The 19,898-nt window shown below is 67.7% G+C and carries 16 protein-coding genes and 1 other RNA gene; 7 read left to right on the top strand and 10 right to left on the bottom strand.

Going from position 1 to position 19,898, the window contains the following annotated elements; all coding sequences use genetic code 11:
• Nucleotides 1-3: 3 nt before the first annotated feature.
• Nucleotides 4-897 (top strand): class I SAM-dependent methyltransferase, encoded by an 894-nt coding sequence (locus AWC08_RS03565; RefSeq protein ID WP_085087374.1) that lies wholly within the window; start codon nt 4-6, stop codon nt 895-897.
• Nucleotides 898-909: 12 nt separating this feature from the next.
• On the opposite strand, the gene AWC08_RS03560 is transcribed toward AWC08_RS03565, so the two are convergent.
• The 7 genes from AWC08_RS03560 to AWC08_RS03530 form a co-directional block, all read right to left on the bottom strand.
• Nucleotides 910-1,770 (bottom strand): TIGR03619 family F420-dependent LLM class oxidoreductase, encoded by an 861-nt coding sequence (locus tag AWC08_RS03560; protein WP_069433905.1) that lies wholly within the window; start codon nt 1,768-1,770, stop codon nt 910-912.
• Complete coding sequence (locus AWC08_RS03555; RefSeq protein WP_069433904.1) at nt 1,767-2,420, bottom strand: PaaI family thioesterase; 654 nt, start codon at nt 2,418-2,420, stop codon at nt 1,767-1,769. Before AWC08_RS03555 ends, AWC08_RS03560 begins: the two co-directional genes overlap by 4 nt.
• A complete protein-coding gene (locus AWC08_RS03550; RefSeq protein WP_069433903.1) occupies nt 2,417-5,416 on the bottom strand; it encodes a bifunctional [glutamine synthetase] adenylyltransferase/[glutamine synthetase]-adenylyl-L-tyrosine phosphorylase in 3,000 nt (999 codons plus the stop codon). The genes AWC08_RS03555 and AWC08_RS03550 overlap by 4 nt, the downstream gene beginning before the upstream one ends.
• A gap of 164 nt (nt 5,417-5,580) precedes the next feature.
• Nucleotides 5,581-6,921: a glutamine synthetase family protein gene (locus tag AWC08_RS03545; protein WP_065133989.1), complete on the bottom strand. Its 1,341-nt coding sequence runs from the start codon at nt 6,919-6,921 to the stop codon at nt 5,581-5,583.
• 67 nt (nt 6,922-6,988) lie between these two features.
• A complete protein-coding gene (locus tag AWC08_RS03540; protein ID WP_142283390.1) occupies nt 6,989-8,554 on the bottom strand; it encodes an alpha/beta hydrolase in 1,566 nt (521 codons plus the stop codon).
• A gap of 139 nt (nt 8,555-8,693) precedes the next feature.
• On the bottom strand, nt 8,694-10,253 hold the full coding sequence (locus tag AWC08_RS03535) for an alpha/beta hydrolase (protein WP_069433902.1): 1,560 nt from the start codon (nt 10,251-10,253) through the stop codon (nt 8,694-8,696).
• Between the two features lie 99 nt (nt 10,254-10,352).
• Nucleotides 10,353-11,744: a WS/DGAT/MGAT family O-acyltransferase gene (locus AWC08_RS03530; RefSeq protein ID WP_069433901.1), complete on the bottom strand. Its 1,392-nt coding sequence runs from the start codon at nt 11,742-11,744 to the stop codon at nt 10,353-10,355.
• A gap of 131 nt (nt 11,745-11,875) precedes the next feature.
• On the opposite strand from AWC08_RS03530, the gene panB reads away from it, so the two are divergent.
• On the top strand, nt 11,876-12,721 hold the full coding sequence (gene panB / locus AWC08_RS03525) for a 3-methyl-2-oxobutanoate hydroxymethyltransferase (protein WP_065135839.1): 846 nt from the start codon (nt 11,876-11,878) through the stop codon (nt 12,719-12,721).
• A 111-nt stretch (nt 12,722-12,832) separates the two neighbouring features.
• Here panB and AWC08_RS03520 read toward each other — a convergent pair whose 3' ends face one another.
• Nucleotides 12,833-13,192, bottom strand: coding sequence for a heme-binding protein (locus tag AWC08_RS03520; protein WP_065133742.1), 360 nt, complete (start codon nt 13,190-13,192; stop codon nt 12,833-12,835).
• Nucleotides 13,193-13,390: 198 nt separating this feature from the next.
• Here AWC08_RS03520 and AWC08_RS03515 point away from each other — a divergent pair, with 198 nt between their 5' ends.
• From AWC08_RS03515 to AWC08_RS38925, 4 genes are all read left to right on the top strand, one after another.
• Nucleotides 13,391-14,926, top strand: coding sequence for a CYTH and CHAD domain-containing protein (locus AWC08_RS03515; RefSeq protein WP_069433900.1), 1,536 nt, complete (start codon nt 13,391-13,393; stop codon nt 14,924-14,926).
• A 250-nt stretch (nt 14,927-15,176) separates the two neighbouring features.
• Nucleotides 15,177-16,349, top strand: a complete 1,173-nt coding sequence (locus AWC08_RS03510; RefSeq protein ID WP_065136794.1) for an MFS transporter — start codon at nt 15,177-15,179, stop codon at nt 16,347-16,349.
• Complete coding sequence (locus AWC08_RS03505) at nt 16,346-16,771, top strand: hypothetical protein (protein WP_159459958.1); 426 nt, start codon at nt 16,346-16,348, stop codon at nt 16,769-16,771. Before AWC08_RS03510 ends, AWC08_RS03505 begins: the two co-directional genes overlap by 4 nt.
• A gap of 18 nt (nt 16,772-16,789) precedes the next feature.
• A complete protein-coding gene (locus AWC08_RS38925; protein WP_065136792.1) occupies nt 16,790-18,124 on the top strand; it encodes a PE family protein in 1,335 nt (444 codons plus the stop codon).
• A 43-nt stretch (nt 18,125-18,167) separates the two neighbouring features.
• Here the strand turns inward: AWC08_RS38925 and rnpB are convergent.
• Nucleotides 18,168-18,586, bottom strand: an RNA gene (gene rnpB, locus AWC08_RS03495) — RNase P RNA component class A.
• A 104-nt stretch (nt 18,587-18,690) separates the two neighbouring features.
• Between rnpB and AWC08_RS03490 the strand changes: the two genes are divergently transcribed.
• Nucleotides 18,691-19,401 (top strand): 2OG-Fe(II) oxygenase, encoded by a 711-nt coding sequence (locus AWC08_RS03490; RefSeq protein WP_065136791.1) that lies wholly within the window; start codon nt 18,691-18,693, stop codon nt 19,399-19,401.
• 1 nt (nt 19,402) lies between these two features.
• On the opposite strand, the gene AWC08_RS03485 is transcribed toward AWC08_RS03490, so the two are convergent.
• On the bottom strand, nt 19,403-19,831 hold the full coding sequence (locus tag AWC08_RS03485; RefSeq protein WP_065136790.1) for a MarR family winged helix-turn-helix transcriptional regulator: 429 nt from the start codon (nt 19,829-19,831) through the stop codon (nt 19,403-19,405).
• Between the last annotated feature and the right edge of the window lie 67 nt (nt 19,832-19,898).

Below are 19,898 nucleotides of genomic sequence, written 5' to 3'. Positions count from 1 at the left end.
GGTATGACGGCACCCACCGCTACCCACCGGCGTCTTGACCGAACGGCGAGTTTGACGGCGCAGGTCAACGCCGCACAACGTGCCGCGGAATCCCTGCGCCCGCCGAGCCGCCGGCTCATCGATGACCCGCAGTCCCGCCACTTCGTCGAACACCCGGCACTGCGGGCGGTGTTGTCCCACCCACTCGCCGCGGACGCCGCGCTTCGGGTGTTCGACCGGATGTGGGGCGGACTGCACGCTCACATCGCACTGCGGGTGCGCTATGCCGACGACGCGTGTGCTGCAGCGACAACAGCGGGGGTCGACCAACTGGTGCTGCTTGGCGCCGGCTTCGACACCTCCAGCCTGCGGCTCACCGATCAGGGCTTGACGGTGTTCGAGATCGACGCGCCCGCCACCCAGGCACAGAAACGCCCGCTCGTAGAGCGGCTCCCCCCCGCCCGTCGAACCGTCTGGGTGCCATGCGATTTCGAGCGCGACCGGTTGCGCGACCGGCTGCTGGAGGGCGGCTTCGACCCGGCCCGGCCGAGCCTGATCATCTGGCTGGGCGTCACCATGTATCTCACCCGCGACGCCATCGACGCGACACTGAGTGACCTCGCGCAGTTGTGCGCGCCCGGTAGCCGCCTAGTGGTCGACTACATCCGGGACGGCGTGGTCGCGGCCGGCACACCATGGCCGGGCGCCAATCGCATCGCCCGGCTGGTGGCGCGGCGCGGGGAGCCCTATCGCAGCGACTTCACCGAACGGCGGCTCGACGCCGTGCTCACCGCGCACGGGTTCCAGCCCGGCGAACACCTGGGCGTCGCGGGATTGTTGCGCCGCTACGACCCGTCGAACACGAGCGGGCTGGCCGCCGACGATTGGCTGGCGGTGGCGAGCGCCGTTCGGGGGTGAACCCGAGCGGTCTCAGCCGTCGAGTTGGAGGTCCTTGCGGAATCGCCGCAGCCCGTCGATCTTCTCGGCCAGAGTCGCATCCGGCCCGGCGTAGAACATCCACGGCATGGTGATGATCCCGGTGATGCCCGCCTCCTCGGCACGCCGGTAATGGGCGACGGTGAAGGCGTCGGTCAACGGGGTCAGGATCGTGAAATTGTCCATGCTCAAGCCATTTTCGGCGCGCAGCTCCCGCAGCCGGCCCACCGCCTCGATCGCATGGTCGGTCTTGATCAGGTCCCCGATCCAGCCGTCGTAGCGGGCCGCGCGGCGTAGCGCGATGTCACTGAGCCCGCCCACGTACACCGGAATCGGAGGCGGAGTCGGCTGCATCTCCAGCCGCGGCGCCTGATAGAAGGAGCCGTCGAATTCGGTCCAGCCCGGCGACCACAGCTCACGCATCAGGTCGATCATTTCCTCGGTGCGCTTGCCGCGGGCCGCGAACTGCTCCCCCATCAACTCGAACTCCTCGCGGCACCAGCCCACGCCGATCCCGAGTTCGATGCGGCCCGAGGCCAGCAGGGCCGCGGTGCCGATCGCTTTCGCGGCCGAGTACGGGTTGCGCATTGCCGGAATGTAGACCGTGGTGACGAACTTCAGCCGGGTGGTGACCTGGGCGAGCGCCCCGACGAGCACCCATGGGTCGGGCCAGTCGGTGAACGGCTGCCACCGGCGTTGCCCGTCTTTGGTGTACGGGTAGGGAGTCTGCAGTGTCTCCAGGTTTACGACGTGGTCGGGAATCCCGAGGCCGTCGTACCCGAGTTCGTCTGCGGCCCTGGCGATCTCGATGATGTCGGGGGTGTTCAGGAAGGCGCTGCTGACGTAGAACTTCACTGCCCGTTCCCACCCTCGCGCACCCAGGACGGCTCGATGAAAACCCCTTCGGATTCCACCGTGATCCCGGCGTCATCCGAAATGAACCCGCGCGCAAACACTTTGCGGCCCTCCCTGCGGTCTATCCAGGCTTCGGAGCGCAACGGCCCCAGCGGGGTGCCGCGCAGGTACTTCACCGTGATCGTTCCGGTGAAGCGCGCCTTGGACAGCCCCTCGCTGGCGGCCTCGCCGAGCATGTGGTCGAGCACCAGCGCGCTGACGCCGCCGTGTACCAGCTTCGGCGGCCCCTCGTATGCCGACCCGAGCACGAAATCCGCCCAGCACCGTCCACCGCCGTCGTGGTGCACGACCAGCGGCGGGGCGATCGGATTGCATGCGCCGACAACCGCATTGCCCAGTGGTAGCGGACGGCCGTCGACGCGGTAGCTCACCCCGACGGGTCGGGTCCGTTGCCGCAGCGATTGGGTGACCGCCTCGATCGCGGCGCGCGCCTGCGCGACGGTGTCGTCGTCGACCTCGGTGCGCACGGTCGCATCGAGGAGATCGCGGACGGCATCTGCCAGCGGCGCGTACAGCGCGGTCACCCGGTCGGCTTCGGACGCGCTCAACACCTCGAACAGGGCGCCGAGCGCACCGGCATCCTGGGTCAACTTCCGAACACCTTGCGCACCACTGCTTTTGCCCGCCTCGTCACCCGTAGATAGTTGTCCAAGAACTCCCCGCCGTCATCGTTGTGCCAGCCGGCGGCGACCGCGACCGCGTTGAGCTGACGCCCCGGCCCGGGCAACTGGTCGGTGGGCTTACCGCGGACCAGCACTAGGGCGTTGCGGGCCCGGGTGGCGGTCAGCCACGCCTGGCGGAGCAGGTCGACCTCCTCCTGGTCCACCAGACCGTTTTCGGCGATGACGTCCAACGACTGCAGCGTCGAGGTGTTGTGCAGCGCCTGGATCTCGTGGGCATGCCGCAGCTGCAGCAACTGCACGGTCCACTCGATGTCGGCCAGTCCCCCGCGGCCCAGCTTGGTGTGGGTGTTGGGGTCGGCGCCGCGCGGCAGCCGCTCGGATTCGATGCGCGCCTTGATGCGGCGGATCTCGTGCACCGCCTCCGCCGAGACACCATCGGGCGGGTAGCGGGTCTTGTCGACCATCAGCAGGAAGCGCTCGCCCAGCACCGGGTCCCCGGCCACCGCGTGCGCGCGCAACAGCGCCTGGATCTCCCAGGGCTGCGCCCACTGCGCGTAGTAGGCCTCATAGGAGGCCAGCGTGCGTACCAGTGGGCCGTTACGCCCCTCCGGCCGCAGGTTCGCGTCGACCTCCAGCGGCGGGTCGACGCTGGGCTGTCCCAACTGCTTTCGTACCTGCTCGGCGATCATGTTCGCCCATTTCACCGCGTGGGCGTCTGCGGCGCCGTTGGCGGTCTCGCAGACGAACATCACATCGGCGTCCGAGCCATAGCCCAACTCGGCGCCGCCGAGGCGGCCCATGCCGATCACCGCGATCGCCGCCGGGGCGCGCCCGTCCTCCGGCAGATTGGCCCGGATCGTCGCGTCCAGCGCGGCTTGCAGTACGGCCACCCAGATGGAGGTCAGCGCCGCACACACGTCGATGACCTCGAGCATGCCGAGCAAATCCGCAGAGCCCACCCGCGCCAGTTCACGGCGGCGCAGGGTACGCGCCGCGGCGATGGCCCGGACCGGATCGGAGTGGCGCCCGGCCGACGCCACCAGTGCCCGGGCCACGGCGGCGGGTTCGGCCTCCAGCAGCATCGGCCCGGTCGGGCGGTCGCCGTAGTTCTGGATGACTTCCGGTGCCCGCATCAGCAAGTCCGGCACGTAGGCGGAGGTGCCCAGCACGTGCATGAGTCGCTTACCCACCGTCGGCTTGTCGCGCAGCGTCGCCAGATACCAGCTCTGCGAGGACAAGGCTTCACTGAGCCGGCGATAGGCCAGCAGCCCGGTGTCAGGATCGGGGGCATAGGACAGCCAATCCAGCAGCCGCGGCAGGAGTACCGCCTGTACGCGGCCACGCCGGCCACTGTGATTGACCAGCGCCGCCATGTGTTTCAACGCCGTCTGCGGCCCTTCGTACCCCAGCGCGGCCAGCTGACGTTCCGCCGCCTCCGGCGTCATGCGCCCGCCGACGAGCTGTAGCCCGGCGGGCCCGACCGACTCCAGCAGCGGCTGGTAGAAGAGCTTCGAGTGCAGGCGGGACACCCGGACGTTCTGGTGCTTGAGTTCCTCCCGCAATACCCCGGCCGCGTCGTGGCGGCCGTCGGGGCGAATGTGCGCGGCGCGCGCCAGCCAGCGCACGGCTTCCTCGTCGTCGGGCTCCGGCAGCAGGTGGGTGCGCTTGAGCCGCTGCAGCTGGAGTCGATGCTCGAGCAGTCGCAGGAACTCGTAGGAGGCGATCATGTTCGCCGCATCCTCGCGTCCGATATAACCGCCCTCGCCCAACGCGGACAGCGCATCGACCGTCGACGCGACGTGCAGCGACTCGTCACCGCGACCGTGCACGAGCTGCAGCAGCTGCGCGGCGAACTCGACGTCACGCAGGCCGCCGCTACCGAGTTTGAGTTCCCGCCCGCGGATGTCGGCCGGCACCAGCTGTTCGACGCGGCGACGCATGGCCTGCACCTCAGGCACGAAATCCTCGCGCTCACAAGCGGTCCAGACCATCGGCGTCAAAGCCTCGAGGTAGCGCTGCCCGAGTTCGGCATCACCGACCGCGGCCCGCGCCTTCATCAGCGCCTGGAACTCCCACGTCTTGGCCCACCGCTGGTAGTAGGCGACGTGCGATTCCACCGTGCGAACCAGTTCGCCGTGCCGGCCCTCCGGGCGCAGCGCCGCGTCCACCTCGAAGAAGGCCGATGAGGCCAGCCGCATCATCTCGCTGGCCACCCGGGTGGTGATCGCGTCGGCGCGCTCGCCGACGAAGATCACGTCGACGTCACTGACGTAGTTCAGTTCGCGCGCACCGCATTTGCCCATCGCGATGACTGCCAGCCGCGGCGGCGTGCGGTCACCGCACACCGACTCCTGCGCCACCCGTAACGCGGCCGCCAGCGCGGCGTCCGCGGTGTCGGCCAGCTGGGCGCCGACGGTGACGAACGGCAGTACCGGCTCGTCCTCGACCGTCGGAGCCAGATCCAGCGCTGCCAGCACCAGCAACTGGTCGCGGTACACCGCTTTGAGCCGGTGCACGATCGTTCCGGGAGCGCCGGAGCATTCCTCGACACACTGCGTGAAGGTCTGCCTCAGCTGCTCGCGGGTCGGCAGTGTGACCTTGCCCCGCAGCAACTTCCAGGAGTGGGGGTTGGCGATCAGGTGGTCGCCCAGCGCCAGCGAGGAACCCAGTACGGCGAAAAGCCGCCCGCGCAGACTGCGTTCGGTGAGTAGCGCGGCGTTCAGTTGGTCCCAGCCGGTGTCGGGGTTTTCCGACAACCGGACCAGCGCACGCAGCGCGGCGTCGGCGTCCGGGGCGCGAGACAGCGACCAGAGCAGGTCGACGTGCGCCTGGTCGTCGTGTCGATCCCAGCCCAGCTGGGCCAGCCGTTCCCCGGCCGGCGGATCCATCAAGCCGAGCCGGCCGACGCTGGGCAGCTTGGGTCGCTGCGTCGCGGGCTTGGTCACGACACGCGCCGACGACAACGCAGTGGGGACACCTCCGGCCGCGCAGCGGCGAGGGGGATGTATCGCGGAGAAGTGGCGCCCACGGTATTGCGCCGACGACGATGCATCGCGAAGCGATGAGGAGAAGTGGCGCCCACGGTATTGACGGTAGCGCAACCGCTCCGGCGCGCTGGCCGCCCGGGTTACAGCGACAGGTAGGAGCGCAGCTCGAAGGGCGTGACGTGGCTGCGGTAGTTCTCCCATTCGGTGCGCTTGTTGCGCAGGAAGAAGTCAAAGACGTGCTCTCCCAAAGCCTCCGCGACCAGCTCGGAAGATTCCATCACGCGCAGCGCGTTGTCCAGACTCGACGGCAGCTCGCGGTAGCCCATGGTGCGGCGTTCCTCGGGTGTCAGGTCCCAGACGTTGTCTTCGGCCTGCGGGCCCAGCACGTAACCCTTCTCCACCCCGCGCAGTCCCGCGGCCAGCAACACCGCGAAGGTCAGGTAGGGGTTGCACGCCGAGTCGGGACTGCGCACCTCGATGCGTCGCGAGGAGGTCTTGTGCGGTGTGTACATCGGCACCCGGACCAGCGCCGAGCGGTTGGCTGCACCCCACGACGCGGCGGTGGGCGCCTCGCCGCCGTGGACGAGCCGCTTGTAGGAGTTGACCCACTGATTGGTGACAGCGCTGATCTCCGAGGCGTGCTCGAGAATCCCGGCGATGAAGGACTTGCCGACTTCCGACAGCTGCAGCGGGTCGTCGTCGCTGTGGAAGGCGTTGACGTCGCCTTCGAACAGGCTCATATGGGTGTGCATCGCCGAGCCCGGGTGCTGGCCGAACGGTTTGGGCATGAACGTCGCCCGCACGCCTTCTTCCAGCGCGACCTCTTTCATGATGTACCGGAAGGTCATCACGTTGTCGGCCATCGACAGCGCGTCGGCGAACCGCAGGTCGATCTCCTGCTGCCCGGGCGCACCCTCGTGGTGGCTGAACTCCACCGAGATGCCCATGAACTCCAGCGCCTCGATGGCGTGGCGGCGGAACTTGGAGGCGGATTCGTGCACCGCCTGGTCGAAGTAGCCGGCGTTGTCTATCGGGACGGGCTCGGTGCCGTCTTCCGCGCCGGGCTTGAGCAGAAAGAACTCGATCTCGGGGTGCACGTAGCAGGAGAAGCCGAGGTCGTTGGCCTTCTGCAACTGACGCCGTAGCACGTGCCGTGGGTCCGCCCACGACGGCGAGCCGTCGGGCATGGTGATGTCGCAGAACATCCGTGCGGAGTGATGGTGGCCGGCTTTGGTGGCCCAGGGCAGCACCTGGAACGTCGACGGATCAGGGTGGGCGACGGTGTCGGATTCCGAGACCCGCGCGAAGCCCTCGATCGACGACCCGTCGAAGCCGATACCTTCCTCGAACGCGCCCTCGAGTTCGGCCGGCGCTATCGCGACCGACTTGAGGAATCCGAGCACATCCGTGAACCACAGCCGCACGAAACGGATGTCGCGCTCTTCGAGGGTGCGCAGGACGAATTCCTTCTGCCGATCCATACCCGCACACTAGGCACGCTCTGTTAAATCGGTGTTACCGATGCCACGCCAGGCACGTTGCGGATGCTCAGGCCTGGCACCGCAGGTTCGGCGGCGGCAGCGTCAAGTCCATGAAGTAGCGCACGATCGCCGTGTCCACGCACTGGTTGCCGTCGAAGGTAACGGTGTGCTGGGTGCCGTCGAAGGAGACCAGCGAGCCGCCCAACTGCCGGGCAAGGTCGACACCGGCTTGGTAGGGCGTGGCCGGATCGTGGGTGGTAGAGACCACGACGACCTTGCCCGGCGGAGCGGGCGAGGCGGCATGTGGCGTCGACGTGGCCGGCACCGGCCAGAGCGCGCAGATGTCGCGCGGGGCCGCTCCGGTGAACTGGCCGTAGCTCAGGAAGGGGGCCACCTGCCGGATCCGCTGATCGGCCGAAACCCACGACGCGGCGTCTGTCGGCGTCGGCGCGTCGACACATCGAATCGCGTTGAACGCATCCTGGCCGTTGTCGTAGTGGCCCTGTTTGTCACGCCCGTTGTAGTCGTCGGCCAGCAGCAGCAGGTCGCCCGCGTCGGTTCCGCGTTGCAGCCCCAGCAGCCCGCTGGTCAGGTACTTCCAGTGCTGCGGCGTGTAGAGCGCGTTGATGGTGCCGGTGGTCGCGTCGGCATAGCTCAATCCGCGCGGGTCTGATGTCTTGCCCGGCCGGGTAGCCAGGGGGTCGATCAGGGTGTGGTACCGGGTGATCCACTGGGCCGGGTCGGTGCCCAGCGGGCAGGCTGTCGACTTGGCGCAGTCGGCCGCGTAGTCGTTGAAAGCGGTTTGAAATCCGGCCATCTGGTTGACCGTCTCGTCGATCGGACCGATCGTCGGGTCGATCGCCCCGTCGAGCACCATGGCGCGCACGCGGGGTGCGAACCGCTCGATGTAGGCGGTTCCCAGCTCGGTGCCGTAGCTGTAGCCGAGGTAGTTGATCTGTTCGTCGCCGAGCGCCTGACGGATCATGTCCATGTCGCGCGCGGCCGACGCGGTGCCGGTGTTGGCCAGGAACGGCAACCCCATCCGGTCGGCGCAGTGCTGGGCGATTTCGCGGTACAGCTGCTCGATGTGGGCCACCCCGGCCGGGCTGTAGTCGACCATCGGGTCGCGCCGGTAGGCGTCGAACTCGGCGTCCGAGCGGCACCGCAACGCCGGCGTCGAGTGGCCTACCCCCCGGGGATCAAATCCCACCAGATCGAAGTGCTGGCTGATCTCGGAGTCCTTAAGATCGGGTGCCATCCCGGCGACCATGTCGACGGCCGACGCGCCGGGCCCGCCCGGGTTGACCAACAGGGAGCCGATCCGCTGACCGGTGGCTGGAACGCGGATCACCGCCAACTTCGCTTGTGGCCCAGTGGGTTTGCCGTAGTCAATGGGTACCGACACCATGGTGCAGCGGGCGGTCGGAATGTCGGCGGTGTCGCTGACGAATCCATTGCAGGCACCCCAGCTCTGCTGAGGCGTCGTGGCAGCCGCAGGGACCTGGGCTTGGCCGGTGCCGGTGTCGGGTTCGGGCGTCGCTGCGGCGAGCGGGAGTGCCACCGACTGCGCAAGCACCAGTCCGGACGACAACAGCGCCGAGCTCACCAGTCTCAGGCGCAACATGGCCGAAATCGTCTCACTTCAAATTGCCGGGTTGGACGCGGAACGATTACGCCTTGGTCACTAATCGATACGGTCGGCGCGTCGTACCGATTGTGAATCTCACGACGGGACACGCCGGAAAACCGTCGCAGAAGTCACAGTGGGCGGGTCAGCAGGTGGCGCCGCTGGGTGGCGTGGTCCCGTTGATCAGGTAGGACGTGATGTAGTCGTCGACGCAGTTCTCGCCCTGGAACACCACCGTGTGCTGAGTTCCGTTGTAGGTCAGCAGCGAGCCCTTCAGCTGGTTGGCGAGGTCGACCCCTGCCTTGTACGGCGTGGCGGGGTCGTGCGTTGTCGACACGACGACGGTCGGCGCCAGCCCCGGCGCGGAGACGGCGTGCGGCCGGCTGGTGGGTGGCACCGGCCAGAAAGCGCAGGTTCCGAGGGGGGCGTCGCCGGTGAACTTGCCGTAGCTCATGAACGGGGCCAGCTCGCGGGACCGGCGGTCTTCGTCGATGACCTTGGCGCGGTCGGTGATCGGCGGCTGGTCAACGCAGTTGATCGCCACGCGGGCGTCGGTGGAGTTGTTGTAGTGCCCCTTGGAATCGCGACGCATGTACATGTCGGCCAGCGCGAGCATGGTGTCGCCGCGGTGCTCGTCGGCCAGTTCTTTGAGGCCGTCGGTCAGGTGGTGCCACAGGTTCGGCGAATACAGCGCCATGATGGTGCCGACGATGGCGTCGCTGTAGCTCAGGCCGCGCGCGTCTTTGGTCTTCGCCGGCCTGCTCACGGCCAGGTTGTCGGGGTCGACCAGCGGATCAATCAGGTTGTGGTACGCCTCGACGGCCTTGTTCGGATCATTGCCCAGCGGGCAGCTCGAATCCTTGGCGCAGTCGGCGGCATAGTCGTTGAACGCGTCCTGAAATCCTTTGGCCTGCCGCAGGTCTGCCTCAATCGGGTCGGCATTGGGGTCCACCGCGCCGTCCAGGATCATCGACCGCACGTTCTGCGGGAAGGCCTCGGCGTAGGCCGAGCCGATGCGGGTTCCGTAGGAGTAGCCGAGGTAGGTCAGTTTCGCGTCACCGAGGGCCTTGCGGATGGCGTCGAGGTCCTTGGCGACGTTGACGGTTCCCACATTGGCCAGGAAGTTCTTGCCCATCTTGTCCACACAGCGCTGCACGAACTGCTTGGTCTCGTTTTCCATCCGGGCGACGCCGGCCTGGCTGTAGTCGACCTGCGGTTCGGCGCGCAGGCGGTCGTTGTCGGCGTCGGAGTTGCACCAGATCGCCGGCCGGGAGCTGGATACGCCGCGCGGGTCGAACCCGACCAGGTCGAACCTTTCGTGCACGCGCTTGGGCAGGCTCTGGAAGACGCCGAGGGCGGCCTCGATGCCGGACTCGCCCGGGCCGCCGGGGTTGATGACCAGCGAGCCGATCTTCTCGCCGCTGGCCGGGAACCGGATCAAGGCCAGCGACGCCACGTCGCCGTCGGGATGGTCATAGTCGACCGGAACGGCCAGCTTGCCGCACATGGCGTGCCCGGGAATCTTCGCGTTGGGATTGGAGCTGCGGCAGGGTGTCCACACCACCGGTTGGCCCAGGCGCGGCTCGGCCATCCGCGCCGCCCCGGCGACCACGCGCACACAGCCCGACAGGACCAGCACCACGGCGGACAGCGCGGTCCAGATCAACAACGTGCGCGCGAGCTTGTCGCGGCGAGTCAGGCACATGGCACCATATGCTGCCAGAGCGGACTCCAGACGCAGGTTAGCGGCCGATTACCGGGCCGCGATCCGCGTCACAGCTGGCCGGCGAGAGCCCCGAAGCGGCTACCCGGTCGCCGACAGCAATTCCGCCATCACAACCCCGAACTCGTCAGCAATCTCCCACAGATCCGGCACCAGTTCCGGGCACCCGGTGAGCCCGATGCACAGCTTGCCGGTCAGCGACATCACCGTGATGTTGAGCCCCGAACCGTGAAAGATCGGGCCCAGCGGATACATGGCCTTAACCTCACAGCCCAACATGTACAGGGGAATCTGCGGACCCGGGACATTGGAGACGACAAGGTTGTGCACGGGCAGGGTCTCGGTCAACCGGGTCATGGCATAGACCCGCATCGCGGCACCGAACACCGCGGGCGCGGCGAACTGCGACCAGTCCTGCAGCAGCGTGGCGCCGATGGCCGAACTATGTTGTTTGGCAACAGAATTCGCCTCCGCGATGGTCTTCAGCCGGTGCACCGGGTCGGCGATTTCGGTGTGCAGGCTGGCGAACATGGCCGAAACCTGATTGCGCCCTTCCCGAGGGGACTTGCCGTGCACCGAGACCGGTACCGACGCCACCAGTGACGTCTCCGGCAACACGTTGCGATCGGACAGGTACTGCCGCAGCACACCCGACACCAAAGCCATCACCACGTCGTTGACCTTGATGCCGAAGTGGTCCTTCACGGTTTTGACGTCGTCGAGGCCCAGCTCGGCGTAGGCGATGTTGCGACGGCCACTGATGGTGGCGTTGAACACGGTGCGCGGTGCGGCGAACGGACGGGCCATGGTCAGCCCGTCGCGCGCCCGCTGCAAGGTGTCGAGCACCGAGTTCACGGTGTCGGGCACCACGTTGGCCAACTGCAGCGGCCTGGTGGCGAACCGGAGCAATCCGCCTGCGACGATCTGCCACCCGCTGGCGTCACCCACCCCGCACACCGGTTCCGGCGCCGGGGCATCGGCCTCGGTGGTGCACAACTGCGACAACAGGCTGGCGCCGGTGACCCCGTCCACGCCGGCGTGGTGCACCTTGATCATCACGGCGAGGCGTCCGGCCTGGTGGCAGTCGGTGCCCGCGACTCCCTCGATGATCCACATCTCCCACAACGGTCGCCGTCGGTCCAGGGGCAAGGACGCGATGTGTCCGCAGATTTCCGAGAGTTCGGCACGGCCGCCCGGAGGCGGTAACCCGATGCGGTGCACATGACGATCGATGCTGAAGTTCTTGTCATCCACCCAGACCGGATGGTCGAGGTTCAGTGGGCTGTCAGCAAGCTTCTCGCGAAATTCCGGCATCGCGGCCAGGCGCAGCGCCAGAGCGTCGCGCAGCCGGTCAAAGGTGTAGCCGCCGGGCATCGTCGAGGTGTCCAGCTCCATGATCGAGCAAACATGCATCGGCTGGGAATCAGTCTCCAGGTACAGAAAGCTGGCGTCGAGTCCACTGAGCCGCTGCATCCGGAGATGGTATGTCCGTGGCGCACCACACGGTGCATCCGTGTGGACAAGATGGCAGACTGGATGGGTCAGACGAACCCGGGGACCCAGTTAAGGGCCACGAGGATCGACCCGACCATCACCAAGGGACAATGATGTCTGAGAACGTCTATGGTTCGAGCCCTGCCGCCGGATCGGCGCCGCGGCCCAAAATCCGCACCCATCACCTGCAGAAGTGGAAGGCCGAAGGCCACAAGTGGGGCATGCTGACGGCCTACGACTACTCGACCGCGCGCGTGTTCGACGATGCGGGCATTCCAGTGCTGCTGGTCGGCGATTCGGCCGCCAATGTCGTCTACGGCTACGACACCACGGTGCCGATCTCCATTGATGAGCTGATTCCGCTGGTCCGCGGCGTGGTGCGGGGCGCCCCGCACGCGCTGGTGGTAGCCGATCTGCCGTTCGGCAGCTACGAGGGGGGTCCCGCAGTCGCGCTGGCCTCCGCCACCCGGTTCATGAAGGAAGGCGGCGCCCACGCCGTCAAGCTGGAGGGCGGCGAGCGGGTCGCCGACCAGATCGCCTGCCTGAGCGCGGCCGGCATCCCGGTCATGGCGCACATCGGCTTCACTCCGCAGAGTGTGAACACCCTCGGCGGATTCAAGGTCCAGGGGCGCGGCGACGCCGCCGAGCAGACCATCGCCGACGCCATCGCCGTCGCCGAAGCCGGCGCGTTCGCCGTGGTGATGGAGATGGTGCCGGCCGAGCTGGCCACCCAGATCACCGGGAAGCTCACCATCCCGACGATCGGCATCGGCGCCGGACCCAACTGCGACGGCCAGGTTCTGGTGTGGCAGGACATGGCCGGGATGAGCGGCGGCAAGTCCGCCCGTTTCGTCAAGCGGTTCGCCGACGTGGGCGGCGAATTAGGCCGTGCGGCAAGGCAATACGCGGAGGAAGTCGCCACCGGGGCGTTCCCGGCCGAGGAACACTGCTTTTAGCGGGGACCGCAAGCCCGGCTAGCCGGGCGCAGCGGGTCGCCGCCATCGATCCAGCGGCGATCGCAAGCCCGGCTAGCCGGGCGCAGCGGGTCGCCGCCATCAAATCAGCGGTCAGGACGTCGGCGCAGGCGCCCCGCACCGGGCCCGGAAGTCCGCCACCGGTTGACGGATGCCCTGCAGATCGGCGTGCACCTGCGGGTTGGCGTCCATGTACTGCTGCAGCCGGTCGCGCATCTCTTCGCGGCTCAGACCCTTCAGACTGGTGAAGAAGTCGTTGACGTCGGGGTGGGCGAACAGATAAGCGGAGGTCGCGGCTGCCACGCCGGACGATATTCCGGCCAGATCGGCCGCGGTACAGTTCGGCGGCGCCGGTTCCGGGTCCGCCCCAGCGGGTGCTGCGGCACCGAAAAGCATTGCGCCACTTACCGCGCCCGCGGCAAGTGCACCGGCGATCACGCGGGTGTTCAACATGGACGACTCCTTCACAGTCCCAACCGGCGCCCCCAGAACCGGCACCACATCGCACACGATAGGTGGTGCGGTCGGCCCGTTTGATACAAACATGCCCAAGGCGGTCCGGTAACCCTGGTGTGGCAGGCTATAGGTAACTACCGTTCGGCGCCGACAACCCAGCATGCTCGGCAGCGACGCGCTCCCACGGAGAAGAAAATGCCTGCTAAAGCGCCAAAGACGGCGCGACATTTGGAGGTCGAGCGCAAGTTCGACGTGGTCGAGTCGACGGTGTCACCCTCGTTCGAGGGCATTGCGGCAGTGGCCCGCGTCGAGACGTCCCCCACCCAGGAGCTGGACGCGGTGTACTTCGACACCGCGACTCAGGACCTGGCGCGCAACCGCATCACCCTGCGGCGGCGCACCGGCGGACACGACGCGGGTTGGCACCTGAAATTGCCTGCCGGAGCCGACACCCGCACCGAGGTGCACGCCCCGATCGAGGTCTCCGACGACGCCGACACGGTGCCGGCCGAGTTGCTGGATGTGGTGCTCGCGATCGTCCGGGACCGCCCCGTCGAGCCGGTCGCACGCATCACCACTCGGCGCGAGACCCAGTTGCTCTACGACGCCGAGGGCACCGCACTCGCGGAGTTCGCCAACGACCACGTCACCGCTTGGGCGGCGTCCAACGGCTCCGACGCGGGCCCCGCCGAGCAGCGCTGGCGCGAGTGGGAGCTCGAGGTCCTCGACACCGACTCCGACAAGAAGCGCACCGCCAGTCATGACTTGCTGAACCGGCTGAGCAACCGGTTGCTGGACGCCGGCGCCTCGCCCGCCGGATACGGCTCGAAGCTGAGCAGGGTGCTGGACTCCGATGCTCCGGCCAAGCAGAGCGCCACTCCCCCGGCGGACCCGGTTCATCGGGCCGTGGCCCAGCAGGTCGAGGAGTTGTTGGTGTGGGACCGCGCGGTGCGCGCTGACGCCGATGACTCCGTGCACCAGATGCGGGTCACCACCCGTAAGCTGCGCAGCCTGCTCAAAGACTCCCAGGATTTATTCGGATTGGCCGACGGCGCATGGGTTCTCGACGAATTGCGGGAGCTCGCCGGGATCCTCGGGGTGGCGCGCGACGCGGAGGTCCTCGCCGAGCGTTATCAGCGGGAACTGAGCCAACTGGATCCTGAGTTGGTTCGCGGGCCGGTGACCGAGCGTCTGGTCAGCGGAGCCCAGCGCCGCTACCAGCTCGGCCATCGACGCTCGCTGGCCGCGATGCGGTCCAAGCGTTACTTCCGGCTGCTGGACGCGCTCGAGGCGATGGTCACCGAGCCACCGGTCGCCGCGTTCGGCCAGGAGCCGCGCCCGGTGACCATCGACGCGGCCTACCGGCGCGTCCGCAAGGCCGCCAAGGCCGCCAAGGCGGCGCACGACGCGCAGGCCGAGGATGCCGACGAGACGCTGCACGTGATCCGTAAGCGCGCCAAGCGGCTGCGCTACACGGCCGCGGCCACCGGTGCGAACCAGGTGGCCCAGCAGGCCAAGGCCATTCAGACGTTGCTTGGTGACCATCAGGACAGCGTGGTCAGCCGCGAACACCTCTTGGCCCAGGCCCACGCGGCGCACCTCGCCGGCGAAGACACCTTCACCTACGGCCTGCTCTACCAACAGGAGAGCGAAATCGCCGAAAACAGCCGCAGTCAGCTGGATTCAGCGCTGCGCAGCCTCGACAAGGCGGTGCGCGGCAGCCACCGCTGAAGCCGGCGGGCCGGCCGGCACCAAACGACCACACGGCTGAATTCCTCGTCGCCCCGAGCGGCTTCATAGCGAAACGCTCGGCTCTGCACGCCCGAAGTACCCCTATTTCCTCGATCGGCCGGCCTTCGCCGTCCGATGCAGCAACCGCGCAAAAAATTTGTTGACTGATTATATGTTCTAGAGTGAAGATATCATCACTTTCGTGATTCCGTCAGCCAGGCGGAGCCACACCCAACCCGAGGAGCTCAGGATGCGTAACGATCCCCGCGGTGTCGTGCTTGCCTGCTGCGGCGCGTTAGTGGTGGTCATGTCAGCGGTGGCGGGTGTCAACGTGGCACTGCCGGACATCGCGGTAGACCGAGGCGCCAGCGCCACCGATCTAACCTGGATCGCCGACGCCTACACGGTCGCGCTGGCGGCACTGGTACTGCCGGCCGGCGCCATCGGCGACGACTTCGGCCGCCGGCGGACGCTCATCGGCGGCACCTTGGTGTTCGGACTGGCCAATGCGGCCGCAGCAGCCGCGGGGTCAGCGTCAGCCATCATCATCGCCCGCATCGTCATGGGCATCGGCGCGGCGTTCATCATGCCCAGCACGCTGTCGACCATCACCGCCGTGGTCCACCCCGACCACAAGGGACGCGCTGTCGGAATCTGGACCGGCTTCGCCAGCGTCGGATCGATCATGGGCCTGCTGCTCAGCGGCTACCTGATGGAGCACTACACCTGGCGCGCCACTTTTATCGGCACCGCGGTGCTGGCCGCCGTGTCTCTGATCGTCGTTGCGCTGCTGGTGCCCAATACCAAGAGCGGCGAGGAACCCGCACCGGACCTGCCGGGTGGAGGCTTGAGCGCGATCGCCATCGGCACGCTGATCTACGGCATCATCGAGGGCGCCGACGAGGGCTGGACTCACTCCTCAGTGATCGCCGCGTTCGTTGCCGCTGTCTTGGCAATCATCCTGTTCGTGTTCCACGAGTTGCGCACCGCGCGTCCCATGCTGGACCCGCGGCTGTTCACCGACAGCGGCTTCTCCTCCGGCACCGCCGCTCTGGTCATCCAGTTCCTGGGCACGTTCGGCTTCTTCTTCGTTGGGCTGCAATACATCCAGCTGATGCTCGGTTACGCGCCGCTCAAGTCTTCGCTGGCGATGCTGCCGATGGCCTTCGTGGTACTTCCAGTTTCCGCGATTGTGCCAAAAATTGCTGCGCAACTTGGTAATCGGGTAGTTATCATCGCGGGACTGGGTTGCATGGTCGCCGGTTTCCTGCTGCTGGCCCGGCTCGAGACAAACTCCACTTATCGGACCTCTTGGTCGGCATGCTGGTCTTCAGCGGTGGCCTCGCCCTGTCGGCCACACCGGCGACGAACATCATCGTCAACTCGCTGCCGCCGGAGAAGCAGGGCGTGGCCTCGGCGATGAACGACGTCACTCGCGAGCTCGGCGCGGCACTGGGGATCGCGCTGCTCGGTTCGCTGTTCAGCGCCGGCTACCGCAATGCCCTCAAGCTGCCCGCCACGGTGCCGCAGGAAGCCGCCGGCACCATCCGGCAATCCCCTGCGGCGGGGATGCACGTCGCTGCCGACCCACACCTCGGCACCCTCGGCCCCAGCGTCAACGACGCCGTGCGCGACGCCTTCGTGATCGGCCTCTCGCACGCTTTCATCGGGGGAGCCGCCATCACCGGCTTGACTCTGATTATGTTGGTGCTCTTCCCCATACCGCGCCGAGGACGCCACCGCAAGGCGCGTCGCCTGCCCGCTCCGCCCAATCCATCGTGGTGGCTGCCGTTGCTGCGTGGACAACTCACGAAGGTTCCGAGCACTTCCGCGGCACGACAGTGATCTGACCGGAGCGGCGCGATGTCGTTTGTCAGCGCAGCACCTGCGATCATGTCAGCTGCGGCAACGCAGCTGACAGATCTGGCATCGGCGCTCAGTGCGGCTAATGCGACTGCTGCAATACGGACCACGACAGTTGCGGCAGCGGGTGCTGACGAGGTTTCCGCGGCCGTCGCGGCCTTGTTCGAGTCGTTCGGCCAGAGCTATCAGAGCTTCAGCGCCCAAGCGGACTCGTTCCATGTGCAGTTCGTCCGGGCGTTGAGCGCAAGTGCCGCATCGTATTCCGACACGGAGTCGATCGGCAGGGCGATCCTCGAGAACCCCCTGCACGCGCTGGACGCCCAGACGCGGGCGCTACTGGGCCGCCCGCTCATCGGCAACGGGGCCAACGGAGCACCGGGCCAGGACGGCGGCGACGGAGGCCTGCTATACGGCAACGGTGGTGCGGGCGGGTCTGGCACCAGCCAACACCCGGCAGGCGGTCGTGGCGGGTCTGCCGGGCTGATCGGCAACGGCGGGCCCGGCGGTGCCGGAGCCGATACCGGCGCCGGCGGTTTCGGTGGCCGCGGCGGGCTGCTGTTCGGCAATGGCGGTGCGGGTGGCTCCGGCGGGTCTTCCACCGCCAACGGTATCGCCGGCTTCGGCGGCAACGGTGGTGACGCCGGTTTGATCGGCAACGGCGGGCCGGCCGGATCCGGTGGCAACGGCGCCAACGGACTCAATGGCGGTGGCGACGGTGCAGCGGGCGGCAACGGCGGGCATGCCGGACTCTGGTACGGAAACGGCGGCCCCGCCGGAGCCGGTGGCAACGGCGGCAACGCCACCAATGGCACTGGCGGCAACGGCGCACCAGGGGGCAACGGGGGCGACACCGGGTGGATCGGCAACGGGGGGCCCGCCGGAGCCGGCGGCAACGGCGGGAACGGACAGACCGGCGGGCATGGGGCCACGGGTGGTTTCGGTGCGAACGGTGGCCTGCTGATCGGCCACGGCGGACCGGCAGGAAACGGCGGCAACGGCGGCAACAGCACCAGCGGTAGCGGTGGCAACGGAGCGGCCGGCGGAAACAGTGGGTTCGCCGGATTGTTCTACGGCAACGGCGGGCCGGCAGGAGCAGGCGGCAACGGTGGAAACAGCGTCGCGGGGCTCGGCGGCAATGGTGCACCAGGCGGCAGCGGGGGTGCCGCCGGGGCGATCGGTAACGGCGGCCCGGGTGGAGCCGGCGGCAACGGCGGCAACAGCTCCACCGGTGCAGGCGGCAACGGTGGGCAGGGCGGCCCGGGCGGGCAAGCGGGGCCGTTGATCGGCGACGACGGACCCAACGGATCCGACGGCAACCAGGGCAAGAGCGGTTAGCCGCCCTAGTCCAAGACTTTGACGGACGCCGGTCGGCGAGCGGCGGACGAGTTGGCCTGTAAGCCGGATTCTGTTCCCCACCGCCGCGGCTTTAATCCACGGCGGCACGGCGACGACCATCCATCTGGACACACCGTTGCCGGGTGCCTCGAGCGGCCTACCCGCAGACTCGGGCGAGCAGCCCTCAAACGTCTGCGCGGCCGCACTTTCGGTGCGGCCTTCTTGGCCTTGCTTCGGGTGGGGTTTGCCTAGCCACCCCGGTCACCCGGGATGCTGGTGCGCTCTTACCGCACCGTTTCACCCTTACCACCACACGGGTGGCGGTCTGTTTTCTGTGGCACTTTCCCGCGAGTCACCTCGGATTGCCGTTAGCAATCACCCTGCTCTGTGAAGTCCGGACTTTCCTCGACTCAAGTCGGCACCTCTCGGACCGACTCGGGCCGCGGCCGTCCAGCCAACTCGTCCGCGTCGAACACGGTACCCCCTGAACAGGGCGCAAGCCAGGTCCGGTCTTTTATCGTGGACAACGCGATTGACGATGCGCGAGACAACGGGAGGGCGGCCGAATGCCCCGGTGGGACACCCGCGTCGGTTCCGGAGACTGGGACGCCATCACCGCCGAGATCAACGACTACGGCGGCGCGATGCTGCCCCGGCTGGTGACGGCCGGCGAGGCGGCCCGGCTGCGCGCGCTCTACGCCGACGACAGCCTGTTCCGCAAGACGATCAACATGGCGCCCAAACGCTACGGCGCCGGGCAGTACCGCTACTTCCACGCTCCCTATCCCGAGGCGATCGAACAACTCAAACAGGCGCTCTACCCCCGGCTCCTGCCGATTGCCCGCGACTGGTGGACCAAGCTGGGCCGGCCCACTCCGTGGCCGGACAGCCTCGACGAGTGGCTGACGACCTGCCACAGCGCGGGCCAGACGCGCTCGACGGCGTTGATGTTGCGCTACGGCGCCGGCGACTGGAATGCACTGCATCAGGACCTCTACGGTGACTTGGTCTTTCCCCTCCAGGTGGTGATCAACCTGAGCGAGCCCGGGGTCGACTACACCGGCGGGGAGTTCCTGCTCGTCGAGCAGCGGTTCCGGGCGCAATCGCGCGGCACCGCGACACAGTTGCCGCAGGGGTACGGCTACGTCTTCACCACCCGCGACCGGCCGGTGCCCTCCAGCCGAGGATGGTCGGCCGCACCGGTGCGCCATGGCATCTCGAACGTTCGCTCCGGCGAGCGGTATGCGCTGGGCCTGATCTTCCACGACGCCAGCTAGCTCACTCGATCCGGCGGACCGCAGCTGTCAAGCGCTGCAACACATTTCGCGCGGCCTGGATGTCCTCGGCCGCGATGTCGGCGGTGAACGCCCGGTGCGCGGCCGAAGCACGGGCGGTGATGGCGGCCAAGGCCCGTTCGCCGGCGTCGGTCAGCCTCAACAGCGGCGAAGAGCGGTGGTCGGGATTGGGTTTCCATTGCGCCAGGCCGTCGTCGACCAGGTTGTTGGCGATGCGCTGCACGCCCTGGCGAGAAACCCCGAGTCGACGGGCGGCGCGGGGCACTGAGGTCCCGTCGTCAGAAATCGCACTGAGCAACTGCCAGCGGGCCTGGGTCTGGCCTTCGGTTTTCGCGACGGCGTCTCCGGACTTGCGCAGCGCACCGGCCGCTTCGTAGATGTCGGCAACCAGCAGGGCGATGTGGTCGGCCATCGGGCTCCTTTGACAATATGTTGTCACTTTAGCAATATGGTGTCATCTTAGATTGGAGCAACAGAAC

This window comes from Mycobacterium gordonae (genome assembly GCF_002101675.1).
Lineage (GTDB): Bacteria > Actinomycetota > Actinomycetes > Mycobacteriales > Mycobacteriaceae > Mycobacterium > Mycobacterium gordonae.
The sequence above is the reverse complement of the archived record's forward strand: the minus strand, read 5'-3'. Positions and strand labels throughout refer to the sequence as shown.